Below are 22,069 nucleotides of genomic sequence, written 5' to 3'. Positions count from 1 at the left end.
CGCCTGTACTCTTACTTTGATACGTTTGAATTATACAACATACGCGGCGGTGTTGGCAAGCTCTTTTTCGGTTTTTTTGCAAGTCTTTTTTCGTTCCGCCGTACTTTGGCGGCGGCACGGGCGGCTTTCCACGGGGCGATGCACCGGGCCGCAAGCTTTACCGGCCCCAGCAGCACCCGGCCCGCCAAGGCTTCTGCCTCCGCAAACAGAGGCCGGAGCACCGCCTGCACCGCACCGGCGGTGCAGAACGCCGCCAGCGCCATATAGCCCCGCAGCTGCCCGGCCTGACTCTGGGAGACGGCATAGCCCTGCAGGGCTATCAGCACGCAGCCCACAAAGAGCAGGTCGGGCAAAAAGGCCGCCCGCCCCCGGGTGGGCAGGACGGCCCGGGCCGCGCCGAGCACACCGCCCAGCAGCCCGCAGGCCAGCATCTCCTGCCCCACCGCACCGGGCGGGAGGGCTGGACCCATCATCGGATGAGGCGGCGCAGAAAACCGCCCGGCGTGTGCTCTGCGGTATACTCCAGCGTGTCCACCCGGCCTGCAAGCTTTACCTCGCCCTTGTCGAGGTCGAGGCTGGTGATGCTCAGCTCTGCCCCGGTCAGCTCCAGCGTGCCCTTCGAGGTCAGGAGAGCCGCGCCCTCTGCATCGCAGCGGAGGACCCGCCGCACGCCGGTGGCGGTCAGCCTGTTCCGCCCCTCCAAGATGAGGTCATGCGGCAGGGCCTGCTCCGGCTTTGCGTCCTGCTGTTTCATGGCACACCCCTCCCCTTTTCTGTCATCCTATGCGGGGAGGAGCCTGCTTATGCCGTTTTACTCGGCCTGTGCCGGGTCGTGGGCGACAGCGAGGACGCTGTCCTGCTCGATGATCTCGTACATTTCCCGGGCCACGTCCTTGGTGCGCGGCTCCACATCGGAGAGGACTTTGACCTTGATGGGCCGGTTGCCGAACGTCACCTCGATGATGTCCCCGGCCTTGACGGCCTGACTAGCCTTGGCTGTCTTTCCATTGATGAGGATGCGGCCCGCATCGGCCACCTCATTTGCCACAGTGCGGCGCTTGATGAGCCGCGAAACCTTCAGATATTTATCTAAGCGCATTCTAAACTCCTTATCAACCTCTCCTACAAAAAAACCGCCGGGCCTAAAGGTTCCGGCGGCGGTGGGGCCTCTCTTACAGGGTGTCCTTCAGAGACTTGCCCGGCTTGAACACGATGCTCTTGGAAGCAGCGATGGTGATCGGCTCGCGGGTGCGGGGGTTGATGCCCTGACGCTCTGCGCGCTCACGCACCTCGAAGGTGCCGAAGCCGGAGATGGAGATCTTCTCGCCCTCGGCCATCGCCTTGCCCAGTGCCTCGAATGCGGCGTTGACAGCCATCTCGGCGCTCTTCTTGCTCATCTCAGTGTTTGCCGCAACCTGTGCGATCAGATCGGTCTTGGTCATAATAAAAGCCTCCACAATATTCTCAACATTTTCTATTCGAGCAGACGGTGTATCCGTCTGGTACCCGTTTCCGTTTCGTCTGCTTCCAGCCTCTGGGTGAACCGCTTGGCCGCGAAGGTCAGGGCCTCCTCGGCGTCCACACCGGCCAGCCGCATGGCGTCTGCAGCGGCAAGCAGCAGCTCACCGGCGCTCTCCTGCGTCTGTACCTCGTCCCACCCGGCTTTGGCGCTGTCCAGCGCTCTGGCTGCCCCGGCGGCATCCTCCGGCCCGCAGCCGAACCGCGCGGCCCGCTTCTGGAGCTTCTGGGCGCGCATCAGGGCGGGCAGGGTCAGCGGCACGGTGTCCAGCTCGTCGGCCAGCGTGGTGCGGCCCTTTTCCTTATTCTTGAGCGCATCCCAGCCGTTTATACCAGCATTTTCCGCCGCCGAGGAAGCGAAGATGTTCGGGTGGCGGAATACGAGCTTCTCGCACACCTCGCGGCAGACCTTCTCCATGTCGAAGCGGCCCCGCTCCTCCTCGATGACGGTGTGGAACACCACCTGCATCAGGACGTCGCCCAGCTCTTCCTGCATCATGGCCGGGTCGTCGGCGTCGATGGCTTCCAGCGCCTCGCAGGTCTCCTCCAGAAAGTTTTTCCGGATGGAGGCATGGGTCTGCACCTTGTCCCACGGACAGCCGGTGTCCCTGTCCCGCAGGATGCGGATGATCTCCACGAGGTCCTCCGCCGTATAGTGTTCACGCGGCGTCCAGTCCTGCATGGCCGTCTCCTTTCTGCGTACCGAAAGCATCTGCGAACAGATTCAAATTGTACCGCAGAATCCACCGGAATGCAAGGGCCGAAGCCTATTTTCCGGCTTTTTGCGGCAAAATTTTCATTTCATTCACAACAAAAGGCGGCATCCCCCGGGGGACACCGCCCTGCGCAGGTCTGTTACAGCTGTGCGCCGCACTTGTTGCAGAACAGCGCATCGTCCGAGACGGGTGCGCCGCACTGGGGACAGGTCTTGGCCTCGTCGGCCTCAGGCTTTTCCTCGGCAGGCGCTGCGGGGGCATCCTCCGTCACGTCGTCGTCGGCCTCGTCCTTCTCCTCGAAGGTGGTCTCGATGATGGTATCCGGCTCGAGAGAGGCTTTCAGGTCGGCAAGCTCCTGCTCGATGTTGGCGATCATCTCAATGTATTTGTCCACAAGGGGCTGGTTCTCCTCGTTGCCCTTGGCCAGACTATACACCAGAGCGCCCAGCTGGCGCTGCGCCTTGTACAGCTTGCCCTGTGCGTTCACGATCTTGGCCTGCGTCCGGCCCTTTTCGGCCAGATCCAGCGCGGCATTTTTGCCTTTCTCGGCATACTCGAGGCCCATTTCCTTGATCTTATTGAAGTCCATAAAAGACACCTCACTTGTCTGTGCCCGGGTGGGCAGCACTCCTCTGCGTTTTCTGCTCAGGCTGTCCCTGTGCCGCCGGAGATTATTTTCATTATAGCGCACTCCCCGGGGGAATGCAACGAATCCCACCCAAGTTTTACAGAATGGTGCGGATTTGGAAACAGTTTTTTCGCAATTTGCCCAGTTTCAGCGTTCTGGCGTCCTTTAAAGCTCGCCTGCGTAGAACTCCCGCAGCATACTGTCGGCGGGCAGCAGATCCAGCTCCACCGGGGCGACGTGCTCGAAGCGGCGGGCCGTCTCGTCCCAAAGCTCGGCGTTGTGGCCTTCCAGCGTGAAGCGCTGGCAGACCTTCCGCAGCAGCTTGGCGATCAGGCCCAGCTCATAGGTGAAGGAGGTGTCCAGCAGGAAATCTGCCGTGGTTTTGAAACCCTTGATATACCGCGTCTCGCCGTCGAGGACCCGGTCCCACATGGCGAGGGTCTTGGCGGGGCTGCGGCCCCGGGCGGCAGCATCCCGCAGGGTGCGGCGGCACAGTCGGATGTCCTGTGTGTTGATGACCCGGCGGCCGTCGATGCAGTATTCCTCCCGCAGACCGGCATAGATGCGGTAGACGTCGTCGCCCTTTACGAGGCCCGTCAGCTCCGGGTTCAGGGCGTGGATGCCCTCCACGATGCAGACGCCGCCCTCGAGGTCCAGCGTCTCCGTCTCGGAGGAGCGGGACTCTGTGGCAAAGTCGTAGATGGGCAGCACGGTCTTGCCGGTGGTGCTCAGCTCGCTGAGGCACTGGCGGATGAGGGGCATATCCAGCGTGTCGGGGTTCTCGTAGTCCAGCGTGCCGTCGGGCAGGCGGGGATAATACTGCGCCCCCTTGAAGAAATTGTCCAGACTGATGACGTGGGCGGGCGTGCCGGAGGCTTCCAGCGCCTCGGCCACCTTGTGCGCCGAGGTGGTCTTGCCGCTGGCCGACGGGCCGGTGAGCATGACGATCTTGGCGCGGGAATCCCTGATCTTCCGGGCGGCATACTCCACCCGCTGGCGGTAGCTCTGCTCGCTCATCTGCGCCAGCGCCGCCGGATTCTGGGCTGCAACATTATACAGATCGATCTCAACCAGACGTTTCGGTACCCAAATCGTGATCATAAAAATCAGCCACTCCTTTTTTCCGCTCCAGCACCTCATCGAAGCGCTGGATGTATTCCGTCGGATACTTGAAATTAAAGATGCGCTGCATCCGCCTGCCGCCGTCGGCCACCAGCTTGGTGCTGCCGCCTGCGCCGGCCGAGAGGATGGTCTGGACCTCTTCCATGATATAGATATTATAATACCCCTCGTGGCCCGGCTTGCACCAGCCCACATTTTCCAGATTCTGAAGGGTGTTTTTCTGACGATAGAGGTAGTAGGGACGGTAGCCTGCCTCGGCCAGCAGATGACACTTTTCCAGCATGGCGGCAACGTCCGCGTAGTCGTTCTCCTTCTGGTCCTCGATGACGATGCGGGAGGCCCGCTTGAGGGTCAGGGTGTGGACGGTGATGTTCTCGGGGTCAAGGGCGATGGCCTGACGCAGGCTTTTTTCGAAGCCCTCCACCGTGTCACCGGGCAGACCCGCGATGAGATCCATATTGATGTCGTCATGGCCTGCGGCCCGGGCCTCGGCGCAGCAGTCGAGGATGTCCTGTGCCGAATGCTTCCGGCCGATGTTCGCCAGCACCTCGTCGGAGAAGGTCTGTGGGTTGATGGAGATGCGGGTCGCGCCGTACTCCTTGATGACCGCCAGCTTTTCGGCGTCAGTGCAGTCGGGGCGTCCGGCCTCCACCGTATACTCCACGAGAGCGGAAAGGTCGAAGCAGTCCCGCACTGTTCCCATGAGCTGGCGCAGCTGCGCCGCCGAGAGGCTGGTGGGGGTGCCGCCGCCGATGTAGATGCTGCACAGCTTCAGCCCGGCCTTGTCTGCCTCCTCCCGGATGGCCTCGACCTCACGGCAGAGGCAGTCCACATAGGGCTGCACCAGCTTGCGGTCCCGGTCGAGGTTGCAGCTGACGAAGCTGCAGTAGCTGCACCGGGAGGGGCAGAACGGGATTCCGATGTAGAGGCTGTAGGTCTTGGGGGCGCTGCCCGCTTTTAAAATCGGCTCCTGTAGGTCGGCAATGGCCTTGGCCATCCCGTACTTTTCGGGCGAGCAGTCGAACCGCCCGAGGAAAAAGTCGTCGATCTGCTCCTCCGTCCAGCCTGCGGCCCGCTTGTCGTGGACGAGGCGCACCGGCCGCACGCCGGTCATCTTGCCCCAAGGGGGGCGGATGCCCGTCCAGCGGCGCAGCAGGTCATAGGTCAGGCTGGCCAGCGCGAACTCCGGCGTCTCTCCGCCCTCCTCTGCCGGGGCGGGCAGCGGTGCTTCGGCGGTCTGGCTCTTTCCGCCCTGCCGTACCATGGCCCAGAGGCTGTCGGGCCGCCTCTCAGCCCAGACGCAGTCTGTGCCCTCCTCGGGCGGAGTGAGGGTGAGCGGGGCCATCGGGTAGAACAGGCGGACGAGGTGCTCCACCTCGTAGCCCGAGCTGAGGCCCGTGATATAGATATTCATGTGTGTTCCCGCCTTTTTATGCGTTTCTCAGTGCATTTCGGATATAGAAGTTGGTGGCGACCTCCTGCCCGAAGGTGGAGAAATCGCCGTGGCCGGGCAGGATCTGCGCCTCGGGCGGGACGGGCAGGGCTGCGAACTTGCGCAGGCTCTCGTCCATCTTCCGGCTGTCGCCGCCCTCGAGGTCTGTGCGGCCGATGCTGCCCTGAAACACGGTGTCGCCCACGAAGAAATAGTTCTCGCAGAGCAGCACCACGCTGCCCTCGGTGTGGCCGGGGGTGTGCCAGACGGTGAAGCGCAGCTCGTCCAGCGTGAGGACTCCGCCCTCCGCGTAGCCGCTGTCCGACTCCCTGAGGGGCAGCAGCTGGGTACCCTGACAGTCGGCAGACTCGCAGTAGAGCTTTGCACCCCACTCGCGGCTGAGGACCCCCGCGCTGCCCACATGGTCATAGTGACCATGGGTGCAGAGGATGAGGGCCAGCTTTCCGCCCTGCTCTTTCAGGATCTTGTCGTACTCCTGCACCTCTGCGGCGGGGTCGATGACGACTGCATGGCCCGCGTCCGAGATGAGCAGGAAGCTGTTGGTGTAAAACGGCGCAGGGCCGACCAGATGAAATGCCTTCATGGTTTACTTTTCTCCTTTGTGCCACTCGTCGGTGTCGATGACGATGGTGCAGGGACCCTCGTTGACCAGCGACACCTGCATGTCTGCGCCAAACTCGCCGTGCTGGACACTCTTGAGGCCCTGCCTGTTCATCTCGGCGAGGAACAGCTCGTAGGCGTCCACGGCGAGAGGCGGCTTTGCCGCCTTGATGAAGCTGGGTCGGAAGCCCTTCTTGGTGTCGCCGTAAAGGGTGAACTGGCTCACCACCAGCGCCGAGTAGCCGAGGTCCTTCGCACTGAGGTTCAGCTTGTCGTTTTCGTCCTTGAAGATGCGCAGACCCGCACATTTTTCGGCCAGCTTGGGCACGATGTCGAGAGTGTCGGTGTCCTTGACGCCCAGCAGGATGACGAGGCCGGGGCCGATGGGGCGCGGCTCGCCGCCGTTGACCCGGACGCTGGCCGAGGATACGGCCTGAATGACTGCACGCATATTAGCTCCTTGTTACCTTGAGCACATCCCGCACCTTGGACAGGCGGGCCACCACGCGGTTGAGGTGCTCGGTGTTGTTGATGCCGATGGTCAGGCTGATGATGGCGCAGTTGTTTTCTACCTGACGGGCGTTCATAGCATAGATGGGGACGCGGATGTCTGCCAGTGCGGCCAGCACATCGGACAGCAGCTCGTTGCGGTTGAGCGCGATAATCTCGAGGCCCGCCTTGTAGCTGTCCCGGACGCTGTCGGCCCAGTAGGCCTTGACCCAGCGGGGGGCGTTGGAGGGGTCCTTCATGCTGGCCATCGCGTTGGCACAGCTCTGCTTGTGGATGGAGACGCCGAAGCCCCGGGTGATGAAGCCCACGATGGGGTCACCGGGCAGGGGCGAGCAGCACTTGGCGAATTTGATGGGGGTGTTGTCGAAGCCCTCCACCACCACGCCGTCGGTGGCGTGGACGCGGCTCAGGTCCACCTTCGGCAGATCTTCCATCGTCTTGTTCTCGGCGGCTTCGGCGGCCTTGAGCTTCTGCCACTCCTCTTTCAGCTTGGGCAGGCAGTTGGCGATGGTCATGCCGCCGTAGCCGATGGCGGCATAGATCTCCTCTGCGCTGTTCTGGCGCAGGCGGCGGCTGCAACTGCCCACGAACTCGTCCAGCTGGTCGTCGGGGATGAAGATCATCTCCCGGCGCAGCTCCTTGGCCAGCGCGTCGCGGCCCTGCTGGATGTTCTCCTCCCGGCGCATCTTCTTGAACCAGTTGCGGATCTTGCTCTTGGCCTCGCTGGTGCGCACGATCTTGAGCCAATCGCGGCTGGGGCCTTTGTCCGCCGGGCCGAGGATGACCTCAATGATCTCACCCGTCGCCACGACATGGTCGATGGGGACGATGCGGTTGTTGACCTTGCAGCCCACCATCCGGTTGCCGACGGCGGAGTGGATGGCATAGGCGAAGTCGATGCAGTTGGCACCGGCAGGCAGGTTGATGACGTCGCCCTTCGGGGTGAAGGCAAAGACCTCCTCCGGCAGCAGGTCGCTCTTCAGGTCGTGGAGCAGGTTGCCGGAATCCTCGCTGACGCGCTGATTTTCCAGCAGCTGGCTCACCCATGCCAGACGCTCGTCCAGCTTATCGTGGCCGTCGAGACCCTCCTTGTACTTCCAGTGGGCGGCGACGCCGTACTCGGCCTGCTCATCCATCTTCCGGGTGCGGATCTGCACCTCGAAGGGGATGCCCTCGTGTCCGATGACCGTGGTATGAAGGCTCTGGTAGCCGTTGGGCTTGGGGGTAGAGATATAGTCCTTGAAGCGGTTGGGCAGAGGGTGGTACATATCATGGATGAGGCCCAGCGTGCTGTAGCACTCGGCCAGCGTATCCAGAATGATGCGCACCGCATAGATGTCATAGATCTCGTCGAAGGACTTGTTCTGCATGATGGTCTTGCGGTAGATGCCGTAGATGCTCTTGACTCTCCGCTTGATGGTAGCGCCCTCGATGCCGCTCTCCTCGAGGCGGTTCTTGATGACGCCCGACACGCTGGCGAGGAACTCGTCCCCGGCGCGCTCGCTGAGCATCTTGTTGATCTCCCCGTAGCCCACGGGGTCGAGGTAGTGGAGGCTGCGGTCTTCCAGCTCCTCCTTGACGTTCAGGATGCCCAGCCGGTTGGCAATGGGAGCATAGACCTCCATGGTCTCCCGGGCCTTGTCGCGGCGCTTCTGCTCCGGCCATGCATCGCCGGTGCGCATATTGTGGAGACGGTCGCAGAGCTTGATGATCATGACGCGGACGTCCCGGCTCATGGCCAGCAGCATCTTGCGCAGGTTCTCGGCCTGCAGCTCCTCGATGTTCGAGAACTGGATCTTCGTCAGCTTGGTGACGCCGTCCACCAGCAGGGCCACCTCCTCGCCGAAGGCGGCGGTCAGGTCGGCCAGCGTGGTGGGGGTATCCTCCACCACGTCGTGCAGCAGGGCGGCGGCGATGCTCTCGGTGTCCATGCCGAGGTCCAGCACGAGGCGGGCCACGGCCAGCGGGTGGCAGATATAGGGCTCACCGCTGCGGCGGCAGACGCCCTTGTGGGCGTCGTTGGCCATATTGTAGGCTTTTTCGATCATGGCCATGTTGTAGGCCTTGCCGCTGGCCTTGATGGCCTCCACCAGCTTGTCCCACGTCACGATCTCGGGCCGCACCTCCGAGGGCAGCGTCCCCTCGGGGGCGTTGGCCGGCAGGGCCGTAGCGGCCACGGTCGCCATCTCCGTCACCGGCATGGGCTGGTGGAGATGGGTCTTTGCAGAATAGCTGTCCTCTCCCGCCGCAGCCGGTGCTGCGGGCACAGGGGCGGTGATTTTCTTTCCCTCAGGCATCTTTATCGATCCTCCAGACATTTCAGGATGGGCGCATCGGCGAGGTTCTTCTTGCCGGTGGCTGGCACAAGCTCCCAGAACTTGGCCCCGCCCCGGTCGGCCGCTGTGATGAGGCCGACCTGTTCCAGCGCGGCGACCGCCACCAGCGTCTTGCCGGTATTCTCCTCGCCAAGCTTTGCGAACAGGGGCTGCAGGTCTTCGGCGTGCCAGCGCCGCGCCTGCAGCTCCCGGTAAACAGTGATGATATGGCTGCGCTCCGGGGCGACAGCCTCCTTCTGCTCTGGCGTCAGGGGCGCGCCCCGGCGCAGCGCCTGCACCAGAGCCGCCTGCTCCGCCGCAATGTTGCCGAGGCCCGCCGGGTGCAGCTCCAGAATGCGGCCCGACAGCTGCGGCCCCCGGGCCGAATCGTAGACCGACAGGCTCACTGCCGCATCCACGACATCGCCGGCGGCATAGGGCACCTGCTCGGGATGCATCCCGAACCAGACCGCATAGAGGCTGGCGTTCCCCTGCCGCAGCCGCAGGCGGGAGTGCTTGCCCTCCGAGACCGCATACACCCCTTCCACGACAGCCTTTTCCAGCACGAAGACCGGGCTGGGGTTGTCGGCACCGTAGGGGGCCAGCTGGTCGAGGCGGCGGACGCTCTCCACCGTAAGGCGGTCGAGGTGGACGGACAGGTCACATTCCAGCGGCGGTGTGCGCAGCACGGGGCACTCCCGTGCCGCCCAGTCGTTGAGCCGCTGACGGAGGGTGGGCAGGTCTTCCTCCCGCACCGAGAGGCCCGCTGCCATGGCGTGGCCGCCGAAGCGGAGCAGGATGTCGGCGCAGGAGGCGATGCACTCGTGCAGGTTGAAGCCCTGCACGCTGCGGCCGCTGCCTTTGCCCTCGCCGTGCTCATCCACCGACACCACGATGACCGGGCGTCCCGTCTTTTCCACGAGGCGGGAGGCCACGATGCCGATGACGCCGGGGTGCCAGTCCCTGCCCCAGAGCAGGATGACCCGGTCCTCGAGGCGCTCCGGCTCGGCATCCAGCAGCTCCTGCGCGGCCCGGACGATCTCCATCTCGGTCTCCTGCCGCTGGCTGTTGATGTCGGTCAGCTTATGGGCCAGCTCCTCGGCCCGGTCTTCGTCCTCGCAGAGCACCAGCTGCAGGGCTGTGACGGCGCTGTCCATCCGGCCCGCCGCGTTGATGCGGGGGGCGATGGCATAGCTGACGTTCTCCGCCGTCACCGGCCTGCCCGCAAGCCCCACCTCTTCCAGCAGGGCGCAGAAGCCGGGCCGGTCGGTGTTCTGGAGCTGGCGCAGACCGGCTTTGACGATGGTGCGGTTCTCGCCGGTCAGGGGCATAACGTCGGCCACCGTGCCCACAGCGGCGAGGTCGCCGCAGTATTCCAGCATCTCTTCCGGCGGGCATCCGTCCAGCGCAGCGCAGAGCTTGAAGGCCACGCCCGCGCCGCACAGGCCCTTGAAGGGGCTGTGGTCATCTGCCCGGCGGGGGTCTACGATGGCCACCGCCTGCGGCAGGCTCTCGTGGGGCAGATGGTGGTCGGTGATGATGAGGTCGATGCCGAGACTGGCCGCAAAGGCGGCTTCCTCCACCGCCGAGATGCCGTTGTCAACCGTGACGATGAGGCGGCATCCCTTATCGTAGATGGACTGGATGGCGTTCTTCGACAGGCCGTAGCCGTCGCCCTCCCGGCTGGGCAGCATACACTTGGCGCTGGCCCCCATCCCTTTGAGGTGCTGATAGAGCAGAGCGGTGGCGGTCACGCCGTCCACATCGTAGTCGCCGAAGACCACGATGGTCTCGCCCTCGTCGATGGCCCGCAGGATGCGCGCGCAGGCCTTGTCCATGTCGGTCAGGAGCATGGGGTCGCTCAGCTCCTCCTCGCCCGCCAGCAGTGTCAGCGCCTCGGCGGGGTCGGTGATGCCACGGGCAGCGAGGATGCCGGCCAGCAAACCTGCCTCCTTCTGCTGGGCCGCAAAGACCGAGCGGTATTTCTCCTCGCTCCACGGCCCATCGTCCATGCTCTGGTTTTCCAGCTCTTCGGTGTTCTGCTGGGCGATGGCGGCGGTCAGCTCCTTCAGGGCCGCACGGTCAACTTCTTTGGTGTTCCAAGCCCGGTAGGTCATCGCATTTCCTCCCCGGCCAGACCATCGTTGGCCAGCATCCCCTGCAGCGCAGCGATCTCGCTGGAAACGTCCAGCGCCATGTCCGACAAAAGCTTATCGTAAAGGTTGTCGTAGGCCTGATTCAGGGTGTGCAGGATGCCCGCGATGTCCCTGCGGATGGCCTCGGCGTTCTCGCCCTGCTGGCCCTGCACGTCGTTGTAGGTGTGCAGGAGCTTGAGGGTAGTGGGGATATAGTATTCCGCAAAGCGGCGGGCCTTGGGCAGGCTCTCGGGGTGGGCTTCCAGCCACGCGCTGATGGACTCGGTGGTCTTCTGCATATGCTGCAGCTCCTCCACCGCCCGCTCATCCTCCATGAGAGAGGTCTCCTTCTCGAGCACCTGCGCAAAGCGGCGGGTCGTCTCGAGGTTCAGGGGGACATCCTCGGTCTGTTCCGGCGCTTTTTCCGGTTCAGGCTCCGGCTGATTTTCCTGCGCAGTGCGGTAGTCCTCCGCCGTCAGGTAGAGCTTGTCGTTCTTCTCGTCCATCCAAGCGCTGAGCCAGCCTTTATGGATGAACTTCCGCAGCAGCCGGAGGGCCTTGGCCTTCTTCTTATGGGTCAGCTCGGCCAGCATCGAGAGGGAGAGGCCCTTGTGCCAGTCGAAGCCCTCGGCGGTGTCGGCATACAGCTCCAGCGTCTTCGCGGCCTTCATCCGGGAAGCGCCCGCCGCCGTGAGCCAGCCGAACACGGCCGTCACCGCTGCCGAGCACCACGCCGTGGCCCGGATGGCGCTCATGGCAAACTCGCCGATGGCACCGAGGACCGTCATATCAGCCGCCCCCGCCGCGCTGCCGGAGGTGAACATTCCCGCCGTGCCGAAGCAGGCGATGGCCGTAATGCCGAAGAGGACGGCGAAGGTGATGCCGGTCGCCAGCATGGCGACGCCTGCGTTGTGGCGCTTTTTTGCGCTGGTGCGGAGATCGTCGATGGGGGTCGGCACCGGCTTCTTTGCGAAAAAGCTCCGCGCCCAGCCCGGCATCCCGCCGGCGTTCTCCCCGTTCGGAGCTGCGTTCCGGGCCTCCTCAGCCCGCTTCTGATACTTCTGCTTCCCGGCCTGAAACGCCCGGCCTGCCTCCGAGATGCCGTAGCTTGCGGCATTCGCAGCGGCGCGGCCCACGTTCCATGCACGGTCGCCGAGTTCCTCCCCCCGGCCCTCAAAGCCGTGGCGGAAGGCGTCGGACATGGTATCACCCAGCTCCCGAAGCTGGCGTTCCAGCTCCTGCTGCACCTGACGGCCCTCGCTGTCCTGTGCCCCGCTCTGGCCGGAACGATTCTGGAAATCGTTTTCACGATCAGTCATTCAACTTCTCACCCTTCTGCCGGACTGTACCGGCTGATGATGGCGCGGGCCACCCGCAGGCCATCGACGGCGGCGCTCATGATGCCGCCCGCATATCCTGCGCCCTCGCCGCAGGGGTAAAGCCCCGCCAGCTGGGCACATTCAAGGTTTTCTTCCCGCTTCAGCCGCACCGGGCTGCTGGTGCGGGTCTCAAGACCTGTCAGGATGGCCTCGGGGGCGGTATAGCCTGCGATCTTCCGCTCGTAGGCGCGCAGTCCCGCCCGCAGCGTGTCAGCCAGCTCCGTCGGCAGCAGTGCGCCGAGGTCGGCGGCCCGGACGCCGCGGTCATAGGTGGGCTGGACGCGGCCGATGCTCAGCTGCCCCCTGCCCTCCAAAAAGCTCTGGATGTTCTCCGCCGGGGCGGCATACTCGCCCGCGCTGCGGCCTGCCGCGTAGGCCTTCGCTTCCAGCTCTCGCTGGAAGGCGATGGCCCTGCGGGGGTCGCCGCCGAAGTCCTCACCGCCCACGCTGACCACCACCGCCGCATTGGCGTTTTTGCCGCTGCGGGCGTGGTAGCTCATGCCGTTGGTCACGACGCGGCCTGTTTCGCTGGCCGAAGCCACCACCTGACCGCCGGGACACATACAGAATGTATAGACGCACCGTTTTTCAACGTGCTGCGAAAGCTGATATTCGCCCCGCGGCAGGGCCGGGTGGCCTGCTGCCTCGTGGTAAAGGCTCTTTTCGATCTCCGATTGGAGATGCTCGGCCCGGAAGCCGACGCTGAAGGGCTTGCATTCCAGCACGAGGCCGCTGTCCATCAGCATCCCGAAGGTATCGCGGGCCGAGTGGCCCACCGCAAAGACCAGTGCCTCACAGGGGAAGGCACCACCCGTGGTCCGGATGCCGACGAGGCGGCCGTCCCGGCGCTCGAAGCCGGTGAGGGCCGTGTTGAAGTGGACCTCGCCCCCCAGCGCCTCGATCTCCCTGCGGATGGAGGTGATGACGCCCCGGAGCAGGTCGGTGCCTACATGGGGCTTCTGCTGCCATGCGATCTCCCTGGGGGCGCCGTGCTCGAGGAACACCTCGGTCACGAAGCCGCACAGCTCGTCGCCGATGCGGGTGGTGAGCTTGCCGTCCGAAAAGGTGCCTGCGCCGCCCTCGCCGAACTGGATGTTGGCGTTCTCGTCCAGCTCACCGGTGGCAGAGAAATGCTCCACAGCCTTGACGCGCTCTTCCAGCGCCGGGCCGCGCTCCAGCACGATGGGCCGGTAGCCCTGACGGGCCAGCAGCAGCGCTGCAAAAAGTCCGGCCGGGCCGAGGCCGCAGACCACGGGCCGGTGGGCCAGCGGCTGGGTGCCGTTCTCCACCGAAAAGTCGGTCCTGCCCCGGACGGTGACGCTGGGCGAAGCGCCTGCATAGGCAGGCTCCTCCCCTTCCTCCTTCAGGGACGCCGCCACGGTGTAGACCAGCTTGGGCTGGCCGTGGCGGGCGTCCACCGAGAGTTTGGCGATGCCCAGATGGCTCACCCTGCTGCGGGGGATCCGGGCGAGGTGGAGGGCTTTTTCATAGGCCTGCTGCTCCCCGGCGGAGAGGGGCAGGCGAATATCACGAATCAGGATCATATACTCAGTTACTTTCTATCTTGCACTGCACCACATAGCTGCCCAGCGCAAAGATCTTGTCGTTGGAGGGCACATAGAGGCGGCAGGCGATGTTCTGCTGGCCGATGGCAACGTAGAAGTCGTCGGCGTCGATCTCGATGACCACCTGCTCCGGGGTCAGGGCCTCCAGCGAACTGGCCGGGCCGCAGAGGGTGACGTTCATCAGCCGCTCGGTCCCCACGGTCAGGGTGTAGGTAGAGGGCAGGTTGACGACCTGCACACAGCTGGCGGGCAGGTTCATGGTCTTGGTCTCCAGACGGGAGCTGTCGAAGCTGACCGTGATGGTGGAGATATTGTCCAGCAGGCGGATGCCGCTGGGCAGCTCGATGGGCATCTCATACACCTTATCCAGCGCAAAGGTGGAAAGGTCGATGGTGCCCACCGACAGGGTGGACAGCTTATCGATCTGCGACTCCGGCCCGGCCACGTTGAGGGTCTTCTTGCTCAGGGAGTAGACCAGCACCGAGGGGTCGAAGTCCCGGGGGGCGTTGATGAAGCTCACCTTCACCGGCAATGTCGCCAGCTTGTACACCTGCAGCGTGACCTCGACGCTGTCCGCCTCGAGGGTAGTATACTCAAATTTCACCTCGCTGCCGCTGCGGGTGTAGAACCGCAGGTCGGTGTCCAGCGTGACGGGGCTGGTCAGCTCGCCGTTGTGGGTCACTTCGGCGGTGCAGGTCTCCACCTTGCTCAGCTCGGTGCTGGGGCCGGAGAGGGTCACGGTCTCCTTGGAGACCTCGGTGCCGTAGAGGATATAGCCGTCGGCGATCTTCAGATAGTTCGTCGTCACCTGAATGGGCAGGGTCTTCTCCTCCACCACATCGAACACCACGTCCACCGTGTTGCTGCCGTCGATGGAGACGGCCACGCCGGTAAGCAGAGTGCTCTGGCTGCGGACCTGAAGGCGGAGGGTCTTTTCGCCGCTGTCGCGGACGCTGGACCAGTCGGGATAGACGACGAAGTCGTTGGCCGACAGGCTGCCGATGGTGTAGCCGTCGCCGGAAAGCTTTAAATTGACCGTTTTTTCCTCCGCGTCAACGATGCTCAGGCCGCGGGAGGTGTAGGCGGACGAATCGTAGGTAAAGTCCACCGGGACATTATAGATGGTGGTCGTCGTGCCGGGCTGCACCACGATGGTGACAGCCATCCACGCGATGACTGCGCCCAGCAGCGACAGCAGCAGCCGGACACGGCGGTCGCTCAGCAGGCTGCGCTTAGGGGGCACGGCAGGCTTCATGCCGTTGTTCTGCTCGGTGCTCATTGCTGCTCTTCCTCCTCTTTGGCGTTCACCCAGTTCAGCAGGCGCTTGCCCCGGGCCTTCCAGCCCTCGGCGGCGCTCTTCTCGCTGGCCGTCTCCTTGGGGATCATCTCATCCACCAGACGGGTGTAGAGGGTCTGGCGGTCGAAGTGGCGAATGAGGACGCCGTTCTTCGCCATCGAGATGATGCCGGTCTCCTCGCTGACCACGATGGCGATGGCGTCGGAGTTCTCGGCGATGCCGAGGCAGGCGCGGTGGCGGGTGCCCATGTCCTTGCCGAGGTCGAGGTTGTTGGAAAGGGGCAGCACGCAGCCTGCGGCTTTGATGCGGCCATTTTCGATGATGGCCGCTCCATCGTGGAGGGGGGTGCCCTCGTAGAAGATGGTGCCCAGCACCTCAAGGTTGACCGCACTGTTCACGGGCGTGCCGGTGCGGACGATCTCCGAGAGGTTGGTATTCCGTTCCAGCACGATGAGGGCGCCGGTCTTGGTCTCCGAAAAGCGCTCGGCAGCATCGCAGATGGCGATGATGGCGCTGCGCCACGCGCCCTTGAGGCTGGTGTCGTTGTAGCGGCTCTTGTTGAAAAAGCGGTAGGCCCACTGGTCGGTCTGGCCCATCCGTTCCAGCGCACGCCGTATCTCAGGCTGGAACAGTACCACCAGCGTCAGCAGACCGACCTGCAACAGCGAGTTCAACAGCCAAGTAACGGTGCGCATATTCAGGATGTTGGCCACCAGATAGACCGCCAGCACGATGAGCGCGCCCTTGGCCAGCTGACCGGCCCGGGTGCGGTTGACGATGCCCAGAAGCTGGTAGATGAGGAACGCGATGATGAGGATATCCAGCAGGTCTACCAGCTTGAAGGTCTGAAAGTTTGCTACGATAGAGTTCAAAGTCATGGGTCACACTCTCCCGTTCACACAGCTTCGATGAGGGCGACGGCGTGGGCTGCGATGCCCAGCCCCTCGCCGGTAAAGCCCAGATGCTCTTCGGTGGTCGCCTTAACGCTCACAGCCTCCACCGGCAGCCCGAAGGCGGCGGCGAGCTTTTCCCGCATGACCGGGATGTAGGGGGCCAGCTTGGGGCGCTGGCAGAGGATGGTGGCGTCGATGTTCTCGATGCGCCAGCCCTGTGCGGCGACGATCTCCGCCACCCGGCGGGCCAGCACGAGGCTGTCCGCCCCGGCGTACTCCTCCGCCGTATCGGGGAAGTGCTGGCCGATGTCGCCCAGCGCTGCCGCGCCCAGCACGGCATCCATCACCGCATGGGCCAGCACATCGGCGTCCGAGTGGCCCAGCAGGCCCTTCTCATAGGGCACCTCCACGCCGCCAAGGATGAGCTTGCGGCCCTCCACCAGACGATGGACGTCGTAACCATGACCAATGCGCATCTTCTTTCCTCCGTTCTCCGCCCGGGGCAGGTCTTCCCGGGTCGTGATCTTGATGTTTGCGTAGTCGCCCTGCACCAGCTCCACCGGACGGCCCGTTAATTCGAACAGGCTGCAATCGTCGGTGACGAGGCGGGCGCGGGCCTCGTCCAGCTCGTCCAGCGCCGCCAGATAGGCTGCGCGGTCGAAGCACTGGGGCGTCTGCACCGCATAAAGGGTGCTGCGGTCGGGGGTATCCTCCACCATGCAGCCGACGGGCACCGTCTTGCCGCTGCCGCCCTTCGCCTGCTTGATGGTGTCCTTCACCGGCACTGCCGGGGCGGCAGCCCCGCAGCGGGCAGCCGCCTTCAGCACGGCGGCGATGACCTCCCCGCTCACGAAGGGCCGGGCCGCATCGTGGACGGCCACCAGCGCCCCGTGGGCAGCGGCTACGCCGTTCCGGGCGCTTTCGGCCCGGGTCGCACCGCCCCGCACCAGCTGCACCGGCTTTTTGCACCGGGCTGCGGCCCGCTCTGCGTTCTCGCCCGACGCGCCAGTCACCAGAACCAGCTCGTCCACCTCCGGGCACTCGTCGAAAGCCCGGACGCTCCGCTCCAGCACGGTCTCGCCGCCCAGATCAAAGCTCAGTTTATCAAATCCCATCCGGGTGGAGGAGCCTGCCGCCACCAGAACAGCCGTCACACGATAGTCCAATTTCTTACACCTGCCCCATTTTCTTCCTGCCCCATGCCACACTGCCCGGAGCTTATTATGACTCATTGAATATTATAGCGTATCAGGCCCCAAACTGCAACCGCCCACACCCATCAAAAATGCCCCCGTGCAGCACTTTTGGCGCTGAACGGGGGCATAAATTTCTGATGGGATTTCCGCGTTATGCGAGGATGGGCTCAATGGCAGCAGCCAGAGCATCCTTCTGAGCCTGTGCCTCGGCGAGGTCCTTGCCCAGCGTGGTGAAGTAGGTCTTGATCTTCGGCTCCGTGCCGGAGGGACGGACGACCACGGTAGCGCCGTTGTCCAGAGTGTAGATGAGGACATTTGCGGCAGGCAGGCCGGTCTCCTCGGGCTTCTTGTAGTCGGTGACCTTGACCACCTTGTGGCCGGCCAGCTCGGTGAGCGGCTCGTCACGCAGCTTCTGCATGATGGAGGCCATCTTCTCCATGCCGGTCAGGCCGGGGAACTCGAAGCTGTCCACCTTGTTCAGGTAGCGGCCATACTCCTTGTAGATCTCTTCCAGACGCTGCTTGATGGAGGAGCCGATGCTGCGGTAGTAAGCGGCCATCTCGCAGATGAGCATGGAGCCGATGACGGCGTCCTTATCGCGGACGTAGGGACCGGCCAGATAACCGTAGCTCTCCTCGAAGCCGAAGATGAAGCGATCCACCTCACCGGCAGCCTCCAGATTTGCGATCTGATCGCCGATCCACTTGAAGCCGGTCAGCACGCTGCGCATCTCCACGCCATAATGAGCGGCAATGGCGTCGGCCAGCGGGGTGGAGACGATGGACTTGACGGCGACGGGGTCCTTCGGCATGGTGCCCTTCTCGATGCGGCCTGCGCAGATGTAGTCCAGCAGCAGAGCGCCCATCTCGTTGCCGGAGACCAGCTCATAGCTGCCATCCGGGCACTTCATAGCGATACCCACGCGGTCGGCGTCGGGGTCGGTGGCCAGCATCAGGTCTGCACCGGTCTTGGTGGCGAGGTCGAGGCCCAGCTTCAGGGCATCGAAGATCTCAGGGTTGGGGTAAGAGCAGGTGGTAAAGTAGCCGTTGGGATACTCCTGCTCCGGCACGATGGTGATGTCGGTGATGCCCATATCGTTCAGGACGTGGGTGACCGGCACCAGACCGGAGCCGTTCAGGGGGCTGTAGACCAGCTTCAGGCCAGCCGTCTTGCACAGGCCCGGGCGCACCTGACGTGCCTCGATGGCAGCGTAGAGGGCGTTCTTGCAGTCGTCGCCCACAAAGCGGATGAGGCCCTGCTCGACACCCTCTGCAAAGGAGATGTACTTTGCGCCGGTGAGGACATCGGTCTTCTGGATCTCATCGTAGACGATAGCGGCGGCGTCATCGGTCATCTGGCAGCCGTCGGGGCCGTAGGCCTTGTAGCCGTTGTACTTGGCGGGGTTGTGCGAAGCTGTGACCATGATGCCCGCGTTGCACTCGTAGTAACGGGTGGCAAAGCTCAGGGCGGGAACCGGCATCAGCGCGTCGTAGATGCGCACCTTGATGCCGTTCGCTGCCAGGACCCCGGCAGCCGTCTTGGCAAAGATGTCGCTCTTGAGGCGGCTGTCGTAGCTGATGGCCACGGTCTGGCTGCCGCCCTGCGTCTTGACCCAGTTTGCCAGACCCTGCGTGGCCTGACGCACGACGTAGATGTTCATACGGTTGGTGCCAGCGCCCAGCACGCCGCGCAGGCCGGCGGTGCCAAACTTCAGCGCAACGGCGAAGCGGTCCTTGATCTCGTCGTCATTTCCCTCGATCTTGGCCAGTTCCGGCTTCAGATCTGCGTCTTCCAGATCTGCTGCCAGCCAGCGCTTATACTCATCCTGATACATATTGCACACCTTACCTTTGTTATTTTTGACCATAATGGACAAATTCATCCAAGTCTACTTATACTATAAGCTTTTAAACGCTTTGTGTCAATTCAGGATTATGTACCAAGTTTTCCCCCTCAAAACCAGCAAATGCTACAAATCGCGTCGGCTTTCCACTTTGCCGACCTCCCTCTGCCGCCATACAGGGCCAGTAGGCCACCCCTGCGTCGTCCAGCACTTCGGTCCAATGGCCCAGTCCAACGCCATTTTCGCACAGATACCGCATCAAAGGCATCAGCCGCCCGAAGTCGCCCGTCGGGCAGATGACCTGTTCCGTCGTGCATTCCCCGCCCTGCTGCCGCTGCACTGCCAACACGACACCCTCTTTCTCCAGGCTTGCGTAATAGCACAGCGTGTATGCGCGCTGATAGCCTTCGATATTCGAATAGGGCCGGGTATAACAGCAGTACTCTTTCGCAACCATATGATCCTTCCTCCGATCTTGTTTTTTGCCTGTTCTCATTGCGCGTGTCTCGTTGACATCTCACATGCCCTCTAATATAATAGATTCAGATAAAAAATTGTGTCGAACCCGGACGGCAACGCCCTGCTTTTTCCATTTCTTAGTCGTTTCTTATCCAACGATTTTACATTTTTCGTCCATCATTTCAAAATAAACATCGGCGCTACGTAGAATCATGCAATGATTCTTTTTTGAGATGGATACAACAGCACAAATCAAAAAATTTTAATGGCCCTGCCGCCCCCTGTCGGGCAGAAAGGAGCGCCCCATGTACGCAGTCCTCAAGAGCTTCGGCCTCAAGGGCCTCAACGGCTTCCCGGTAGAGGTCGAGGCCGACATCTCGGGCGGGATGCCCGCCCTCTCCATCGTCGGCCTGCCGGACTCTGCCGTCCGGGAGAGCGGCGACCGCGTTCATGCGGCCCTGAAGAATCTGGGCTTCAAGTGGCCCGACCGCCGCATCACCATCAACCTTGCCCCGGCCGATGTCCGCAAGACCGGCCCGGTGTACGACCTGCCCCTGCTGCTGGCCGTGCTGGCGGCCTCCGGGCAGCTGGAAACGCCGCCGAAGGACACCGCCTTTCTGGGTGAGCTGGCGCTGGACGGCAGCCTGCGGCCCGTATCCGGCGTGCTGCCGATGGCACTGGAAGCCGCCGCCAGCGGGGTGCGGGCGCTCTACGTCCCGGCGGAGAACGCCGCCGAGGCCGCTGAGGCCGGAGGCAGCGAGATGCAGGTCTTCCCCGCTGCAACGGCCCGTCAGGTCGTGGACGCTCTGCGGGGCGTCCAGCCCATCCCGCCTACGGCTCCTGTTCCCTTCGACCCTGCCGATGCATGGAACCATGTCCCTGACTTCTCCGACGTCTGCGGTCAGCCGCTGGCCCGCCGGGCGATGGTCATTGCCGCTGCAGGCGGGCACAACGTCCTGCTCATCGGCGCACCCGGCACCGGCAAATCCATGCTGGCCCGGCGTCTCCCCGGCATCCTTCCCCCGCTGAGCCGGGAGGAGGCTGTGGAGACCACCAAGATCTATTCCATCGCCGGGCAGATGCCCGCAGGCCGGGGCCTCGTGACGGCCCGGCCCTTCCGCAGTCCCCATCACTCGGCCAGCTCGGCGGCGCTGGCGGGCGGCGGCGCACTCTTCCGCCCCGGCGAGTGCAGTCTGGCCAACTGCGGCGTCCTCTTCCTCGACGAGCTGCCCGAGTTTTCCCGCGAGAGCCTCGAGGTGCTGCGCCAGCCCCTCGAGGACGGCTGCATCACAGTCAGCCGGGCCGCCGGCAGCGCCACTTACCCCAGCCGCTTCCAGCTCGTTGCCGCCATGAACCCCTGCAAGTGCGGCTACTACGGCCACCCCACCCGGGCCTGCACCTGTTCCCCCAGCGCGGTGCGGCAGTACCGCAGCCGGGTGTCCGGCCCGCTGCTGGACCGCATCGACCTCTGCGTCGAGATGGACCCCGTCGCCTTTGACGAGCTGCACAGCGTCTCTCCCTCTGAGAGCAGTGCCGAGCTGCGCAGGCAGGTCCTTGCGGCGCGGGCCATTCAGGCCCAGCGGTACGCTGCCCCCGGCTACGAGGGCGTGCACTGCAACGCCCAGCTCACCGCCGGGCAGGTGCGGCGCATCTGCCGGATGACCCCTGCCGCCGAGCAGCTCCTGCGGGCCTCCTACGAGACGCTGGGCCTCTCGGCCCGCGCCCACGACCGCATCCTCCGGGTGGCCCGCACCGTGGCCGACCTCGCAGGCAAGCGCCTCCTCGACGAGGACTCCCTGCTGGAAGCGCTGCAGTACCGCGCACAGGAAAAGGTCGAGCTGACGTTCTGAGACCACAAAAAGCTCCCCCGGCAGTCCAAGCCGGGGGAGCTTTGTCGTTGCTATAGCAGTTTCTCAGAATCTCCGCCATGTATCGGGCAGGAAGAGCACCAGCATCGGGAAGATCTCCAGACGGCCGGCCAGCATATCGAAGATGAGCACCAGCTTTGCGAAGTTGGAATAAGCCCCGAAGTTCATCATGGGGCCGACCTGATTGAGGCCGGGGCCGATGTTGTTCAAGGTGGCGGCGACGGAGGTGAAGTTTGTCACCATGTCAAAGCCGTCCAGACTCACCAGCATCAGGCTCGCTCCAAAGAGGAAGATGTAGGCCGCTATATAGACGTTGGTGGTACGGATGGTCTCGTGGTTGACCAGCTTGCCGTCCATCCGGACGGGAGCCACCACCTGCGGGTGAAGGGCCTGTTTCAGCTCCTTGCCCAGCGTCTTGCCCAGCAGCAGGAAACGGCTGACCTTGATGCCGCCGCCGGTGCTGCCCGCACAGGCACCCACGAACATCAGCAGCACCAGCACCTCTTTGGCCCACGTCGGCCAGCGGTCGAAGTCACAGCTGGACAAGCCGGTGGTCGTGATGCTGGAGCCGA

General features: G+C 63.8%; 21 protein-coding genes. 1 reads left to right on the top strand and 20 read right to left on the bottom strand.

What is annotated here, in order from left to right:
- Positions 1-11 precede the first annotated feature (11 nt).
- From ACT8X9_RS04475 to ACT8X9_RS04385, 19 genes are all read right to left on the bottom strand, one after another.
- Complete coding sequence (locus ACT8X9_RS04475; protein WP_444268253.1) at positions 12-473, bottom strand: hypothetical protein; 462 nt, start codon at positions 471-473, stop codon at positions 12-14.
- On the bottom strand, positions 470-754 hold the full coding sequence (locus ACT8X9_RS04470) for a YabP/YqfC family sporulation protein (RefSeq protein ID WP_444268252.1): 285 nt from the start codon (positions 752-754) through the stop codon (positions 470-472). The genes ACT8X9_RS04475 and ACT8X9_RS04470 overlap by 4 nt, the downstream gene beginning before the upstream one ends.
- Before the next feature lie 57 nt (positions 755-811).
- Entirely contained in the window at positions 812-1,099 is a 288-nt protein-coding gene (locus tag ACT8X9_RS04465; protein ID WP_227620240.1) for an RNA-binding S4 domain-containing protein, read from the bottom strand.
- Positions 1,100-1,172: 73 nt separating this feature from the next.
- Positions 1,173-1,442, bottom strand: coding sequence for an HU family DNA-binding protein (locus ACT8X9_RS04460; RefSeq protein ID WP_227620239.1), 270 nt, complete (start codon positions 1,440-1,442; stop codon positions 1,173-1,175).
- Between the two features lie 32 nt (positions 1,443-1,474).
- Positions 1,475-2,200 carry a MazG family protein gene (locus ACT8X9_RS04455; protein ID WP_444268251.1) on the bottom strand — a complete coding sequence of 242 codons (726 nt, stop codon included), beginning with the start codon at positions 2,198-2,200 and terminating at the stop codon, positions 1,475-1,477.
- A 173-nt stretch (positions 2,201-2,373) separates the two neighbouring features.
- The gene (locus ACT8X9_RS04450; protein WP_444268250.1) at positions 2,374-2,823 is read right to left on the bottom strand and encodes a zinc ribbon domain-containing protein; all 450 of its coding nucleotides are present in this window, start codon (positions 2,821-2,823) and stop codon (positions 2,374-2,376) included.
- A 204-nt stretch (positions 2,824-3,027) separates the two neighbouring features.
- A complete protein-coding gene (locus tag ACT8X9_RS04445) occupies positions 3,028-3,963 on the bottom strand; it encodes a uridine kinase family protein (RefSeq protein ID WP_227620236.1) in 936 nt (311 codons plus the stop codon).
- Positions 3,929-5,398 (bottom strand): coproporphyrinogen dehydrogenase HemZ, encoded by a 1,470-nt coding sequence (gene hemZ / locus ACT8X9_RS04440; protein ID WP_444268249.1) that lies wholly within the window; start codon positions 5,396-5,398, stop codon positions 3,929-3,931. The genes ACT8X9_RS04445 and hemZ overlap by 35 nt, the downstream gene beginning before the upstream one ends.
- Before the next feature lie 16 nt (positions 5,399-5,414).
- Positions 5,415-6,020, bottom strand: a complete 606-nt coding sequence (locus ACT8X9_RS04435) for an MBL fold metallo-hydrolase (protein ID WP_227620234.1) — start codon at positions 6,018-6,020, stop codon at positions 5,415-5,417.
- Positions 6,021-6,023: 3 nt separating this feature from the next.
- Complete coding sequence (gene dtd / locus ACT8X9_RS04430) at positions 6,024-6,488, bottom strand: D-aminoacyl-tRNA deacylase (protein WP_227620233.1); 465 nt, start codon at positions 6,486-6,488, stop codon at positions 6,024-6,026.
- Between the two features lies 1 nt (position 6,489).
- Positions 6,490-8,844 (bottom strand): RelA/SpoT family protein, encoded by a 2,355-nt coding sequence (locus ACT8X9_RS04425; RefSeq protein WP_444268248.1) that lies wholly within the window; start codon positions 8,842-8,844, stop codon positions 6,490-6,492.
- Positions 8,845-8,846: 2 nt separating this feature from the next.
- A complete protein-coding gene (gene recJ / locus ACT8X9_RS04420; RefSeq protein ID WP_444268247.1) occupies positions 8,847-10,979 on the bottom strand; it encodes a single-stranded-DNA-specific exonuclease RecJ in 2,133 nt (710 codons plus the stop codon).
- Complete coding sequence (locus ACT8X9_RS04415) at positions 10,976-12,316, bottom strand: 5-bromo-4-chloroindolyl phosphate hydrolysis family protein (RefSeq protein WP_444268246.1); 1,341 nt, start codon at positions 12,314-12,316, stop codon at positions 10,976-10,978. Before ACT8X9_RS04415 ends, recJ begins: the two co-directional genes overlap by 4 nt.
- 8 nt (positions 12,317-12,324) lie before the next feature.
- Positions 12,325-13,920 (bottom strand): NAD(P)/FAD-dependent oxidoreductase, encoded by a 1,596-nt coding sequence (locus ACT8X9_RS04410; protein WP_444268245.1) that lies wholly within the window; start codon positions 13,918-13,920, stop codon positions 12,325-12,327.
- A 4-nt stretch (positions 13,921-13,924) separates the two neighbouring features.
- Positions 13,925-15,220: a CdaR family protein gene (locus tag ACT8X9_RS04405; protein WP_444268244.1), complete on the bottom strand. Its 1,296-nt coding sequence runs from the start codon at positions 15,218-15,220 to the stop codon at positions 13,925-13,927.
- On the bottom strand, positions 15,217-16,116 hold the full coding sequence (gene cdaA / locus ACT8X9_RS04400) for a diadenylate cyclase CdaA (RefSeq protein ID WP_444268243.1): 900 nt from the start codon (positions 16,114-16,116) through the stop codon (positions 15,217-15,219). The genes ACT8X9_RS04405 and cdaA overlap by 4 nt, the downstream gene beginning before the upstream one ends.
- Positions 16,117-16,133: 17 nt before the next feature.
- Positions 16,134-17,246, bottom strand: coding sequence for a 2-C-methyl-D-erythritol 2,4-cyclodiphosphate synthase (ispF, locus tag ACT8X9_RS04395; RefSeq protein WP_444268262.1), 1,113 nt, complete (start codon positions 17,244-17,246; stop codon positions 16,134-16,136).
- 232 nt (positions 17,247-17,478) lie between these two features.
- Positions 17,479-19,161 (bottom strand): phospho-sugar mutase, encoded by a 1,683-nt coding sequence (locus tag ACT8X9_RS04390; RefSeq protein ID WP_444268261.1) that lies wholly within the window; start codon positions 19,159-19,161, stop codon positions 17,479-17,481.
- A 73-nt stretch (positions 19,162-19,234) separates the two neighbouring features.
- Positions 19,235-19,627 carry a hypothetical protein gene (locus ACT8X9_RS04385; RefSeq protein WP_444268242.1) on the bottom strand — a complete coding sequence of 131 codons (393 nt, stop codon included), beginning with the start codon at positions 19,625-19,627 and terminating at the stop codon, positions 19,235-19,237.
- 307 nt (positions 19,628-19,934) lie between these two features.
- On the opposite strand from ACT8X9_RS04385, the gene ACT8X9_RS04380 reads away from it, so the two are divergent.
- Complete coding sequence (locus ACT8X9_RS04380) at positions 19,935-21,479, top strand: YifB family Mg chelatase-like AAA ATPase (protein WP_444268241.1); 1,545 nt, start codon at positions 19,935-19,937, stop codon at positions 21,477-21,479.
- A 63-nt stretch (positions 21,480-21,542) separates the two neighbouring features.
- On the opposite strand, the gene ACT8X9_RS04375 is transcribed toward ACT8X9_RS04380, so the two are convergent.
- On the bottom strand, positions 21,543-22,069 hold a 527-nt coding region (locus ACT8X9_RS04375), incomplete at its 5' end, for a potassium transporter TrkG (protein WP_444268240.1).

The organism is Faecalibacterium sp., from assembly GCF_052358865.1.
GTDB classification, from domain to species: domain Bacteria; phylum Bacillota; class Clostridia; order Oscillospirales; family Ruminococcaceae; genus Faecalibacterium; species Faecalibacterium butyricigenerans.
The sequence above is the reverse complement of the archived record's forward strand: the minus strand, read 5'-3'. Positions and strand labels throughout refer to the sequence as shown.

What these genes read in the sequence shown, in the direction of transcription:
- ACT8X9_RS04475 (WP_444268253.1), bottom strand. Translation starts at nt 473, where the DNA reads ATGATGGGTCCAGCCCTCCCGCCCGGTGCGGTGGGGCAGGAGATGCTG.
- ACT8X9_RS04470 (WP_444268252.1), bottom strand. Translation starts at nt 754, where the DNA reads ATGAAACAGCAGGACGCAAAGCCGGAGCAGGCCCTGCCGCATGACCTC.
- ACT8X9_RS04465 (WP_227620240.1), bottom strand. Translation starts at nt 1,099, where the DNA reads ATGCGCTTAGATAAATATCTGAAGGTTTCGCGGCTCATCAAGCGCCGC.
- ACT8X9_RS04460 (WP_227620239.1), bottom strand. Translation starts at nt 1,442, where the DNA reads ATGACCAAGACCGATCTGATCGCACAGGTTGCGGCAAACACTGAGATG.
- ACT8X9_RS04455 (WP_444268251.1), bottom strand. Translation starts at nt 2,200, where the DNA reads ATGCAGGACTGGACGCCGCGTGAACACTATACGGCGGAGGACCTCGTG.
- ACT8X9_RS04450 (WP_444268250.1), bottom strand. Translation starts at nt 2,823, where the DNA reads ATGGACTTCAATAAGATCAAGGAAATGGGCCTCGAGTATGCCGAGAAA.
- ACT8X9_RS04445 (WP_227620236.1), bottom strand. Translation starts at nt 3,963, where the DNA reads ATGATCACGATTTGGGTACCGAAACGTCTGGTTGAGATCGATCTGTAT.
- hemZ (WP_444268249.1), bottom strand. Translation starts at nt 5,398, where the DNA reads ATGAATATCTATATCACGGGCCTCAGCTCGGGCTACGAGGTGGAGCAC.
- ACT8X9_RS04435 (WP_227620234.1), bottom strand. Translation starts at nt 6,020, where the DNA reads ATGAAGGCATTTCATCTGGTCGGCCCTGCGCCGTTTTACACCAACAGC.
- dtd (WP_227620233.1), bottom strand. Translation starts at nt 6,488, where the DNA reads ATGCGTGCAGTCATTCAGGCCGTATCCTCGGCCAGCGTCCGGGTCAAC.
- ACT8X9_RS04425 (WP_444268248.1), bottom strand. Translation starts at nt 8,844, where the DNA reads ATGCCTGAGGGAAAGAAAATCACCGCCCCTGTGCCCGCAGCACCGGCT.
- recJ (WP_444268247.1), bottom strand. Translation starts at nt 10,979, where the DNA reads ATGACCTACCGGGCTTGGAACACCAAAGAAGTTGACCGTGCGGCCCTG.
- ACT8X9_RS04415 (WP_444268246.1), bottom strand. Translation starts at nt 12,316, where the DNA reads ATGACTGATCGTGAAAACGATTTCCAGAATCGTTCCGGCCAGAGCGGG.
- ACT8X9_RS04410 (WP_444268245.1), bottom strand. Translation starts at nt 13,920, where the DNA reads ATGATCCTGATTCGTGATATTCGCCTGCCCCTCTCCGCCGGGGAGCAG.
- ACT8X9_RS04405 (WP_444268244.1), bottom strand. Translation starts at nt 15,220, where the DNA reads ATGAGCACCGAGCAGAACAACGGCATGAAGCCTGCCGTGCCCCCTAAG.
- cdaA (WP_444268243.1), bottom strand. Translation starts at nt 16,116, where the DNA reads ATGACTTTGAACTCTATCGTAGCAAACTTTCAGACCTTCAAGCTGGTA.
- ispF (WP_444268262.1), bottom strand. Translation starts at nt 17,246, where the DNA reads ATGGGATTTGATAAACTGAGCTTTGATCTGGGCGGCGAGACCGTGCTG.
- ACT8X9_RS04390 (WP_444268261.1), bottom strand. Translation starts at nt 19,161, where the DNA reads ATGTATCAGGATGAGTATAAGCGCTGGCTGGCAGCAGATCTGGAAGAC.
- ACT8X9_RS04385 (WP_444268242.1), bottom strand. Translation starts at nt 19,627, where the DNA reads ATGGTTGCGAAAGAGTACTGCTGTTATACCCGGCCCTATTCGAATATC.
- ACT8X9_RS04380 (WP_444268241.1), top strand. Translation starts at nt 19,935, where the DNA reads ATGTACGCAGTCCTCAAGAGCTTCGGCCTCAAGGGCCTCAACGGCTTC.